Annotated in this window: 11 protein-coding genes; all 11 read right to left on the reverse strand. The window is 37.0% G+C overall.

Features of this window, described 5'->3' with window-relative positions; all coding sequences use genetic code 11:
- Positions 1-172: 172 nt before the first annotated feature.
- On the reverse strand, positions 173-1,177 hold the full coding sequence (locus IGL49_RS09815; protein ID WP_104855313.1) for a lipoate--protein ligase: 1,005 nt from the start codon (positions 1,175-1,177) through the stop codon (positions 173-175).
- A 32-nt stretch (positions 1,178-1,209) separates the two neighbouring features.
- Complete coding sequence (locus IGL49_RS09820) at positions 1,210-1,950, reverse strand: MBL fold metallo-hydrolase (protein WP_104855312.1); 741 nt, start codon at positions 1,948-1,950, stop codon at positions 1,210-1,212.
- Between the two features lie 145 nt (positions 1,951-2,095).
- Positions 2,096-2,887 (reverse strand): DUF975 family protein, encoded by a 792-nt coding sequence (locus IGL49_RS09825; protein WP_104855311.1) that lies wholly within the window; start codon positions 2,885-2,887, stop codon positions 2,096-2,098.
- 20 nt (positions 2,888-2,907) lie between these two features.
- On the reverse strand, positions 2,908-3,990 hold the full coding sequence (locus IGL49_RS09830) for a M42 family metallopeptidase (protein WP_164982969.1): 1,083 nt from the start codon (positions 3,988-3,990) through the stop codon (positions 2,908-2,910).
- A gap of 215 nt (positions 3,991-4,205) precedes the next feature.
- Positions 4,206-5,480 carry a D-alanyl-lipoteichoic acid biosynthesis protein DltD gene (dltD, locus tag IGL49_RS09835; protein ID WP_104855310.1) on the reverse strand — a complete coding sequence of 425 codons (1,275 nt, stop codon included), beginning with the start codon at positions 5,478-5,480 and terminating at the stop codon, positions 4,206-4,208.
- On the reverse strand, positions 5,480-5,716 hold the full coding sequence (gene dltC, locus IGL49_RS09840) for a D-alanine--poly(phosphoribitol) ligase subunit DltC (RefSeq protein WP_002356389.1): 237 nt from the start codon (positions 5,714-5,716) through the stop codon (positions 5,480-5,482). The genes dltD and dltC overlap by 1 nt, the downstream gene beginning before the upstream one ends.
- Positions 5,717-5,748: 32 nt before the next feature.
- Positions 5,749-6,954 (reverse strand): D-alanyl-lipoteichoic acid biosynthesis protein DltB, encoded by a 1,206-nt coding sequence (dltB, locus tag IGL49_RS09845; protein ID WP_104855309.1) that lies wholly within the window; start codon positions 6,952-6,954, stop codon positions 5,749-5,751.
- Positions 6,951-8,471, reverse strand: coding sequence for a D-alanine--poly(phosphoribitol) ligase subunit DltA (gene dltA, locus IGL49_RS09850; RefSeq protein ID WP_104855308.1), 1,521 nt, complete (start codon positions 8,469-8,471; stop codon positions 6,951-6,953). Before dltA ends, dltB begins: the two co-directional genes overlap by 4 nt.
- Positions 8,472-8,485: 14 nt before the next feature.
- Positions 8,486-8,635 (reverse strand): teichoic acid D-Ala incorporation-associated protein DltX, encoded by a 150-nt coding sequence (locus IGL49_RS09855; protein ID WP_002356384.1) that lies wholly within the window; start codon positions 8,633-8,635, stop codon positions 8,486-8,488.
- Between the two features lie 204 nt (positions 8,636-8,839).
- Positions 8,840-10,936, reverse strand: coding sequence for an ABC transporter permease (locus IGL49_RS09860; protein ID WP_104855307.1), 2,097 nt, complete (start codon positions 10,934-10,936; stop codon positions 8,840-8,842).
- Positions 10,926-11,693 carry an ABC transporter ATP-binding protein gene (locus IGL49_RS09865; protein WP_104855306.1) on the reverse strand — a complete coding sequence of 256 codons (768 nt, stop codon included), beginning with the start codon at positions 11,691-11,693 and terminating at the stop codon, positions 10,926-10,928. Before IGL49_RS09865 ends, IGL49_RS09860 begins: the two co-directional genes overlap by 11 nt.
- Positions 11,694-11,896 lie beyond the last annotated feature (203 nt).

The raw sequence follows: 11,896 nt of genomic DNA on the forward strand, positions 1-11,896 counted from the left end.
AACCAAATTCCCGGACTTGACTTGGTTCAAGTACATATGCAGGCGAGCTATTTGATAGTTCCCTGATAAAAATCGTTTCGACGATTTTGCACATAGCACTACCTTTCTAAAAGCTAAAAATAGTTATTTTAGCTAGAAAAAAGACAACCGTTTGAAACGGCTGTCTTTTTTTTTAATAAATTAACCCAAGCAAATCTTCTTTTTCGATATTGCCAAAGTATTTTTTTACATCAATTTGATTAATGGCTTCTTTTAAAGAAGCTTTCTCATATTTCACGCCAGTTAAAATATCTTCAACATCTTTAATTTCACCAAGCCCAAAGAAGTCCCCAAAGATTTTAATTTCTTGAATGACACCATCCGCCACATTCATTTTCATTTCAATTGAACCAATTGGGAAACGATGGCGACGTTCTAAGTTAAATGCAGGTGATTTACCATAATTCCAACCCCAATTGCGATAGTATTGCTCTGAAATTTTGTTAATGGCCGCCCAGTCTTGATCAGTTAATTCATACGTTTTAACTTGATCAATCGAATCTACACCGAAAATTTTCAAAAGAATTTCTTGGCGGAATTCTTCCGTTGTCATATCTTGTTTATCTTCAGATAAAAATGGTTTGATGTTTGTTACCCGGGAACGAACAGACTTGATGCCTTTAGATTCGATCTTATCTTTCCGTACTTTCAATGTATTTACAACTTCGTCAATGTCACTATCAAACATTAAGGTTCCATGTGCAAACATGCGGCCATTTGTAGCGTACATCGCATTTCCTGAAAACTTCATATCATTAATCACTAGGTCATTGCGTCCTTTTAATTCGGCACCTTCAACGCCTAAGTCGTGCAATGCTTGGATAATTGGTTGGGTAACTTTCGCAAAATCACGGAAAGAGTTGCCGTCATCGGGCATAATAAAACTAAAATTCAAATTTCCATGATCATGATAAACGGCGCCGCCGCCACTCAAGCGACGAACAACATGAATACCATGCTCATCTACATATTCTTTGTTAATTTCTTCAATTGTATTTTGGTTACGGCCAATAATGATTGACGGCTCGTTAATGTAAAATAAAAGAATGGGCTCATCTAAAGGCATTTCTGTTAACAAATATGTTTCAATTGCTAAGTTCACTCGTGGGTCATTATTTTCATTCGGTACAAAAATCACAATCGGTTCTCTCCTTTGGTATAGTTACTTTTTTAAATCTCAACTGTTAAATCTGGTTGGGCTAATGTCACTGGAATTTCCGTTCCAGCATAGTTTTGCGCTTCTTCACGTAGTTGTTCCAATGACCCATGTTGTGGTAAATGGGTCAACATCAATTGTTTGACTTGTGCTGCTTTGGCAATTTCACCCGCTTCTCTTGACGTAAAATGTGCATGATGTCGTTCATTACCTTCAAATAAGTACGTATCCGCTAAGAATAAATCGGCGTCTTTTGCAAATTCTTCAAAACTTGCTAAGTAACCAGAGTCTCCTGTAAAGACAAAGACTTTGCCGGTTGCTTTTTCAACAATCCGCATCGCGTAGCAAGTGACAGGGTGAATCGTTTCCATAAAAGTAATCAGAAATGGTCCTACTGCCAACTCTTCTGCTTCAAAATACTCTTTCCCTTCGGAAACGTTAGGAAGCGTTAGTTCTTTGAAATGCATTTGATCTTGTGTATGGCCATATATTGGCAAAATAGGAGTCGGTTCTAGCGTTGGATAAAGCTGACGATAATATTGTAAAACGCCTAAATCCGCAATATGGTCATGATGATAATGCGACAGAATGACAGCATCTAATTTCAATGGGTCTAGATAGTTTTCTAAACGCACTAATGTCGTACTACCTGCATCAATAAGCAAATGAAAGCCTTCAGATTCTAACAAATAGGAACTCGTTCCTTCTCCTTTGTATGGATAAGCACCTAAACAGCCTAAGACAGTCAATTTCATGTGTGGACAACCTCCTTCAATACGATACTTCCATGTTACCATAAAATAACGGAAAAACGAGGTTAAAACGCTTAAATTTTCACAAAAAGACCAAAGAAAAAACCTGAACCCTTTGTCGAGATGACGAAGGATTCAAGCTTCTATTTTATTCTTCGGCTAAACCTTTTTCTTCTAAGGCAGTTTGATAAAAACTAGCTAACGCTACATAGTTATAAGGAATCACCCATAATAGACCGATACCAATAGCTAAAAAACCCACAATATACCAACCAATAAAAGAAAATTGTAAACATAAATATTGCCAAAAACGATTTTTCATTAAATATAACGCCTGTTTCAATGCCAGCATAATTGGCAGTTCTGGATTATCAAAACGTAGCCACACAGCAAATTGAAAAACGCCACTCACAAATAAACCAATTAAAAAGATCAAGATAGTGGCAACGCCAAACGCTAGGAAAAAGGAAAAATCATTTAAGAAAAAGGTTTGGATTTCCTCTGGCGTAACGGTATTAAACATCAATTTGAAATACAAGGTTGTCCCTGCACCGAATAAAATTGGTAACAAAAATAACAAACCAATCACACGTTCAAGTACTTTTTGAAGTAAGTTGACCACAAATAGCGGACCATAATATTTTCCTTGAAAAACACTCATTAAAATATTGACCCGCACCTTTTCACCACGTAACACTTTCAAGGCTGCGTAATATAGCGCATAACTTAGCGCAAATAAAACAAAAATTTGCAGTAATACTGCGGCAAAGCTACTTTGAAAAACTTGATTGTCGCCAGAAAATAAATTTTGCACAATCGATGTTAAGAAGCTCTGTAAAACCACTCCTAAGAAAGTTAACCAAGCCATAATCCCCCATTGCCCATCAAGGGCTCTGCGAGCATTGGCACGATGTTGCGAATTTGTTACTAAACTTTTCATTCATTTCATCCTTTCTGAAACTAATAGCTAGTCAATTTAGCGACTGTTTCTTTATCTAAACGTTTCACCACTTCTGTGACTAATTTGACTGTGTTGAAATAATCATCTTCATGAATAACTGAGGTATGTGAATGCAGATATCTAACAGGCACCGTGATAGCTAATGATGGAATCCCATTGCGTGTTAAATGCATGCGCCCAGCATCCGTACCTCCCCCTGTAATCACTGTATATTGGAAGGGAATGTTATTTTCTTCCGCCACTTGAATAACAAAATCACGTAATTTTTTATGTGGAATCATTGATGCATCATAAATCAAAATTTGGGGCCCTTCACCTAAAACAGAGTCGGCTTCTTTAGGTGTCATTCCTGGTGTGTCACCAGCTGTTCCTGTGTCTAAAGCAAACGCTATGTCTGGATTCACAAGATGCGTACTTGTTTGTGCACCGCGTAGCCCGACTTCTTCTTGCACATCACTGCCTGCAAATAAAATATTGGGGTGCCCTTCTGTCGCTAAATTTTCTAAAACTTTTAATGAAACGGCCGTACCAATTCGGTTATCCCACGCTTTTGCCAATAAAAATTTTGTATCATTCATGCGACGATAATCAATATAGGGTGTCACCATATCCCCTGGGTGAATCCCCCATTCTGCGACTTGTTGCTCGCTACTTGCACCAATATCAATAAACATATCTGCAATCTCATAAGGTTTGTTACGAACTTCCGCTGTTAACACATGCGGTGGTTTAGACCCAATGACACCATGGTAAACCTTCCCCGTGGTAGTTTTAATTTGTACTTGTTGAGCCAACATCACTTGGCCCCACCAACCGCCAACAGTTTGGAATTTTAAAAAGCCTTTTTCTGTGATTTGAGTGACCATAAACCCGACTTCATCCATGTGCCCAGAAATGTAGACTTTTGGTCCTTCTTTATCACCAACATTTTTTGCAATAATACTGCCTAGGCCATCATATAAAAATTTATCCGCATAAGGTGCTGCATACTTTTTAAATAACGAACGGACTTCGTCTTCATTTCCAGCAATCCCTTTAGCACTTGTTAACTCAATTAACATTTTTTCTTCTTTTGCATCCATAAAAATAACTCCCCTCAAAAACCAATTTTATCCATTATACCACGAACTAAAAAAATACTTACAAAAATAAATTGAGCAACGTTCTCCACTAAAAGTAAACGAAAAAACAGCCTGCACGCTCGTTGTTCAACGGCAGGTACAGGCTATTTTCATTGTTACGAGGTACTTCTAGTCCTCTTCACCAAAATAATTGGTGCTTGATTTATCTTGCCTTCTTAAAACTGAGGTAAGGCCAATGGATTTTGTTGTTGCCAGTCTGTCTGGTAAAAACGGTCATCAATTTGATAGGCTAAATTTTTAGGCGCAGGTTGTTTCATAAATTCATCTACTCGACGATCAACAGCCAGCCAACCACGCCAACCTAAATGAATCGTGTCTGCCATAAAGTAGCGTTCATTACTACATGTTGAAAAGTCAGCAATGTTCGTAAAGCCTTGCTCTTGAAGTTGATATTTCAGCTTGCGCGCTACTTGCTGCAACATATCTTGTGACAAGCCCGTATAGTCCGACCAACGTTTGTTAACAGGTGGGATTACAAATAAGACATCGACATTTTTTTCTGCTAACTGTTCTAACGCAGCTTGGAAATCACCATATTCTGGAGAAAAACGATAATCCCATCTCTTTTGTGAATCGGCTAATTTCGGTAAAACTGGTTTGATCCGTTGGCGATAAAAGCCGTTACTAATTTCAAACTTGTTATTATTAATAGCTTTTGCCGCAATTTTTCCAGCTAACTGATCTAATTCATTAAAATTATAAGTAGCAGGTAATTGTTTCATATCTTTTTCAACAATTGGTTGTCTGCTGACCATGCCAATTTGGCTAAACAATTCATCTTCACGATTCAAGAAACGGAGATTCATTATAAAATAATCTCGTTGAGAGCGTTGTGGAAGTTGCCCAGCCTGCAGATTTGCCAAAGTTTCCATTAAGACTTTGTCTTTTTGAACAACTGGAAATTTGGTCAAACGTTGTGCTAGATATTGGTCACCGCTAGTTAATTCGGTTAAATTAGCTAACCATTGATAGGTTTGTAATTGTGAATAATGTGCACCAAAACTATCATTAGGTACACCCTTTTTGACAAACCATTGCGGAGATAAAATAAAGACCGCTTTCTTATTGGCAATCGCATCGCCCATCGAATGAATGACCATTGCTTGGGTTAATGACTGCGTGCCCGCTTCTCCTAGTAAAAACGGTCGATAGTTCCGTTGATACTTTTCGGAGAGAACACTAGGATGGAAAGCACTAAATCGACTTAATTCAGAAGAGCCAAAAAAAGGAACATATTTACCAGAAGCCACTGCTTTGTTTTTAATCACATTGCCTTTTAAAACGTTCGGTGCCATTGACGTTGATGCTTCCTTCAACGTTTTTTCGGAAGTTAAATTGATTCTGAACGGTGCAAAAAAGAACACTGCAACCAAGACCGCTGAACAAAGCACTGGACCTAAGATTCTGATTAGTCGTTTTTTTCTAGACATTATTGTAAAGCTTCCACTTGTTGAATGATTTGTTTTGGTGTTCCCCATACTTCACGGTCAAAGTCTGATACAGGAACTTGGATTCCTAATTGTCCTTCAATTTCTACTAATAATTGAACCGTTGCTAAAGAGTCCAATAACCCTTCTTCAAATAATTGAATGTCTTGATTGTTCACAACTTCGTCTGTTCCTGTAATATCTTCTAAAATGTTTAATACTGTTTCTTGAATGTTCATGGTAAATTGCCCCTTTATATTTTTATTTTTGTTTATTTAAACCATAGTTTGTCTAAAAATCCTGAGAAAATCAGGAAGCTGACACAAACCGCTTGGAAAGTTAAAAAGACTGCAAATGCATGTGTAAATTTGTTTGATGGTAGCTTGTCTTTATGTTTTTTCTTAAAACGTAGCCAAGCATCTGTCATACAAATTAGTGTTGCATGGTAGAGCCCATAAGCGATGTAGAACCACGTTAATCCATGCCAAATGCCCATAATTAAGAACAACGCAAAGTAACCAATATTAGAAGTTACAATCCGACTCTTAAAGATTTTCTTTTTCATTAAGAAAAACATTAAGCGCATGTAAATATAATCACGGAACCAAAAAGATAGGGTCATGTGCCAACGATTCCAGAATTCTTTAATATTCCAACTTAGGAACGGTTTGTTAAAGTTCATTGGTGTATCATAGCCCATTAAATAACTTGTGCCAACGGCCAGTAAACTATAGCCTGCGAAATCAAAGAATAGATACAAACTATAATTATACATATAGCCGACTGTCCACCAGGATAAACCACCTTGTGCCAAGGCCATTTTTTCCACATGTGGTAAAAAGACACCACCAAGATAATGACTGATGATAAACTTATACAAAAATCCTAGAAATAAATAAAAAATTCCTTTTTCTAAAAAGTCTAAATATTTCTCCGCACTCGGCGGGTTTTTCAAATCTTTTTCAAAGCGCCGATAACGATCGATGGGCCCAGAGGAAATGGTCGGGAAAAACAAAAGAAACTGAATGTAACGAAACGGATGATATTCCTTCATTACGCCATCCCGTAAATCCATAACCACTTGGACCGCTTTAAAGGTTAAATAAGAAATCCCTAAAAAGCCAAGTAAGGTTGTTTTGCCTGTCATAAAGGGAGAAACTTTCACCCAAACAAGCGGTAATATAGCTAAAAAGACAGCCAGATAAAAGACCCAACCCGCATTTTTATTTTTTCGATAAGCAGCATAGCCCCACGTTAGTAACGTTTGATAAATAACATATACAATCAGAGCGACTCCTTGTTGCCAAAATTCGCCACCAAAACTGATATATAGAAAGACCAGTGTCACGAGTGTTTGGTACCAAGGCCAACGTGTCCCTTTAATGGCTAAGGTTAAAATCATCGGCAACAGGGCCGCAATTAGCAGAACAAAGTAATACGGTGCATTATAGGGAATCATATGAGGAAAATTCGTCATGTGGCATTCACCTCATTCATCAACCCTTTCCGATCAATTTTGCCATTGCTTGTCAAAGGTAATTGTTCAACGTATACAAATTTTTGTGGAATCATATAGTCCATTGTCAACGTGGCTAACTCTTGTTTAATTGCCTTAGTTAATTGAAAATCACTTGAAAATTCATGTGCTTGCGGCACGACATACGCAATTAATTGTTGGACTTTATTTCCTTGATATTTCGGCACAACGACTGCTTGTTTCACGTAGGAAACATTTGTTAAGTGATGATCGACTTCTTCTAACTCAATGCGGTAGCCATGCAATTTAATTTGAAAATCTAAGCGTCCTTCATACTGCAATAGGTTATCGACTAACTTTCCAGCATCGCCTGTGCGATAAGCTGGTACGCCATCTAATTGGAAAAAAGCTTCAGCTGTTTTCGCAGGATTATTTAGATAGCCCTTGGAAACACTTGGTCCAGCAATGACGATTTCGCCAATTTCACCTGCAGGTAATTTTGACATGCCTTCCATAATATAAATTTGCGTATCCTCTTTCACATACCCGATTGGTAAACGTTGGACATTTTTTAAAACTTCTTGGGTGATTTCAATGGCACTAATCGCTACAGTCGCTTCTGTCGGCCCATACGTATTATAAATATGCGCAGTTGGGAAACGAGCGGCTAATTTCTCAGCCGTTGGTTTTGGTAATTCTTCTCCACAGAATAAAAACGTGCGCAGTGCTGGTAGATGTTCACCATCAAAGGTTGGTTCCATTAGACACAATTCAATAAAGGACGGTGTTGAAACCCAGACGTCGATCGTTAATTGTGGCAAACGCGTAAATAATTGCTTAAAATCGTTAATGATTTCATTGGGTAACGGAGTTAATGAGCCGCCTAACGCCAATGCGGGATAAATAGACATCACCGATAAATCAAACGAATAAGGTGCCTGTGCTAAAAAGCGTGCCCCTTCTTCTAAACCAAAATCTTGCAACAACCAATTCGTAAAGCTAACTAAATTATCATGGCTGATTTGCACACCCTTTGGTACGCCAGTTGTCCCTGAAGTGAAAATGATATAGTAATTACTTGCTCCTGTGACAGGCGCCAACGCAGGCGCATGCCGGGGTGCATGCCTCATCATTTCTGTTAATTCTTCCGCCGTAATTACTGGCACTTCGGTGGCTAATTCAGGCCATTCATGCACAGCAATAACTGCGGTTGGTTTGGCTACGTTTAGAATTAGTTCAATGCGTTCTTTTGGTGTATGTGCATCAATGGGGATATAGCTAAAACCAGCTTTCGATGCGCCTAAAAAACTCACAATCATTTCAAAATCTAATTCTCCGTATACGACAATCGCTGACTTGTCCGTTTTCAGCTCAGCTAAATAAGCGGCTAGATTGTCTGATTTTTCTTTTAACTCTCCATACGTAGAGACTTTTTCTTCGGTTAAATAAACAGGACGTTGGGGTTCTTTACGTGCCCATTCATCAATCGTTTGAATCATATTAATTACTTTTTCCATATATAGCCGCCTCCTTAAAACTCGTTATAAATGAAGGTTCCTCCATTGATATTCTTGTAATGATAAAGATAAATTAATGCAATGACAATGAAAGAATAAAATAACGTTTTACCGATGAATTTAAGACTTTCGTTATTGAGAATTTTCTGAAAAGTTGTTTTCATTATCATTCACCTCCTAAGGTTAATCGCTATCCATTATTTTATGCTATATTTCAGCAAAGTCCATTGAAATTTCTTACAATTTAATAAAAAAACTAACAATTTCGTCACTTCTTAAATTTTCATGATTTTCATAAACTGAACTCTCATAATTTTTTCGCATAAAGAAACTGTAAAAACCGCTTCAAAACGGCTTTTACAGTTTCTTTAAAAATGGATGTGTCGAATCATCCGTGCATAAATGGCAGACGTTAAAATATAAAAAATTAGATAAACAATTATTAAGATTCCACAAGAAAGATATACTAACAAATATCCTGGACTCTTAATAAATTGGCTTAACAAATAAATGGCAAAGGTGGTATGCAAAATCCCAATGACCATCGGCGGAAAGAATATCAAACTATTTTGTCGATAAATTTGCTTAGTTATCGCTTTACTAGAAACACCCATCCTTTTTAAGGTCACGTAATCTTGACGCTCGCTCACAGCGGAAAACAGTTGCCGTAACATCAAAATACTTCCCGTAATAAACAACGCTAAAACCGCCACAAACATAGAGACATATAAAGTCAAACCGTTAATTTTTCGTTCATAGCGTAAAGATGCATAGCGATCATTAATATTTAGCCGCCAAGTTTCTGTGACATCATCTTGCGTATTATTCGCCTTTTCGTTTGGCATTCGTTTGGCAAAACCACTCAACTGCTGGTTGGTTTTTTCATACTTATACAAAATCGGCGCTTGCCATTCTGTGGCAATTTGTTTATTTACCGCTTCATAAAGTTTTTCACGGCTTTTCGTGTCAATATTTACAGCCTTAATCTGATACTGAATGGAAGTTTTTGTCACTTTCTGGTAAAGGGCATCGGAAACGACAATCGTTGGTAAGAAATATTGCAATAAAAAATTACCTAGATAGTTAGGCAGCACTTGTTGCAGTTGTGCCGTCTCCCCTTCAACAAATTGCAGTTTCGATTCATAACGAGACATACCACTTAAAATATTGGTAAAGCTATCCATATAGATTACACTTTTGTCATTTTTTAAATGCAGATCTTTCAAATAAGGATTAATTTTTTGATAGTTGCGATAATTGGAGAAGGATAAAACATTAACTGCTTCAATCGTTTCCTGTTCCTCTTGCGTTTGACCAATTCGCAAACTGCGTTCAATTCCAGTAATTTTATAAGAAAGTGTCACTTCATTTTTTATTTTGGTGTCCGCTGCTTCGTCGAGAACTTTCTTCAATTTAGGATAGCTTTCCTGCGAAACCAAAAAATCTACGGGACCATCACTGTTGACCTTGTGCATACTAATCGTATACACAAAAACCATCACACCGATCCCACTCAAAGCTGTCGCAATTAACAAGGTCAAACCAGTGAGTGTTTTGCTACTTTTAAATAAGTAACGTTTGGCGTTGCCTAAAGTAATCATGCGTAAATCTTGGTAATACCATTTTTTTCTATGATTAAATAAGCGAATGATAAAATACATGGTATAACGGAAAAATAAATAAGTTCCCACCACACATAGACCCAAAATGATAAAAGGTGTCAACGTAATAATCATTGGAATCGAGATATCAAGTGAATTATTTAATTGTTTATACACAATACCTGTCGCTAAATTACGAAAATCAAACGCAATAAAATAACCAGCCAGTAAACAAATAGGTCCTAAGATACCTAGAAACTGCCGCCGTTTCGTTAAACGACTATAATTAATTTGACCAATTTTTTCTTGGTGCATAAGCTGCGACAACGGATAACGATAAATCATCCAAATACTTCTTAAGCAGACGATCAAAATCATAAACGCAAAAGCTACACCGGTTTCAATAACAGAACGCCAAGAAATATAGAAGAAACTGGGCACTTCTAAAAACATAACTTTGGCTAAAATCATTGAAAACAACTTGGTGAAAATCACTCCTAAAATAATCCCATTAATTAGCGAAACAAAGCCTAAAACTAAATTTTCCACTAAGAAAATTAGTGAAACTTGACTCTTTCTCAAGCCAATTAATCGATACAACCCAATTTCTTGGCTACGTTTGCCAATAAAAAAGCGATTTGCTGCCAACATAAAGCCCAAAATAATAATGGTGACTAAGGTACTACCGAGTCCTAAAGATCGCTTAATTTCGATATCACGGCCTGCACCTGCGACCAGAGGCTGGTTATAAGCAATCGCACGGAAACAATAATAAACGACTGCTGCAAAAGTCATACTAATGTAATAAACCAGATAATTAGGTACGTGAGCTTTTAAATTTTTTAATGATAGTTTAAAAATCATTTGCGCGCCCGCCTCCACCAATCGTTGCTTGCATATCTATCACACGATTAAAAAATTCCTTACGTGATCCTTGACGAACAACTTCTGAGAAAATCGCACCGTCTTTAATGAACAAGATGCGATTGCAAAAACTGGCCGTGTACGGGTCATGTGTCACCATCAAAATTGTGGCATCATCATGTAGATTAATTTCAGCTAAATATTTCAACAATTCTGTTGCTGATTTTGAATCCAGTGAGCCAGTGGGTTCATCTGCAAAAATAATTTTAGGGTTCGTAATCAAAGCACGAGCAGCTGCTACCCGTTGTTTTTGTCCCACAGAAATCTCTGGTGGATAAGCAGATAAAAGCTCCTGAATCCCCAAAATCGAAGTCACATGTAACAAACGTTTATCCATTTCTTCTAATGAAACTTTTTCTACAGCTAAAGGCAACAGAATATTGTCCTTCACATTTAACGTATCAATTAAGTTAAACGATTGAAAAATAAATCCCATTTCGTTTCTCCGAAAATCACTTAATTGATTATCTCGCATTTTTAAAATATCTTGTCCGGCAATGCGCACAATTCCTGCGGTTGGTAAAACGATTGAGGATAAGACATTCAACAGTGTCGATTTTCCAGCACCGCTGGGACCCATAATCCCCACAAATTCACCTTCATCAATAGTAAATGAAATATTATCTAATACTTCTGTTTTATTATTTAAACGACCATATGTCTTGCTGACATGACTTACTTCTACAATTTTTTTCATTTTTCTCGCTCCAACGTTTTGTTATTACTCTTATTTTACCAAGAAAAAATCTGAATGAACATCGTTTTATCTTACAATATCGTTCGGTAGTCAAAGAATAATTGTCACTTCGTGAATAAATCCGCAAACAATTATTACTTAATAATTGTTATTTTTTAGTGTTTCTTTTAGCGAATTGGCAAAAAAATCTTTGCTGTTTTTTA

Source organism: Enterococcus sp. DIV1337a (assembly GCF_051712285.1).
Taxonomy (GTDB): Bacteria; Bacillota; Bacilli; order Lactobacillales; family Enterococcaceae; genus Enterococcus; species Enterococcus faecalis.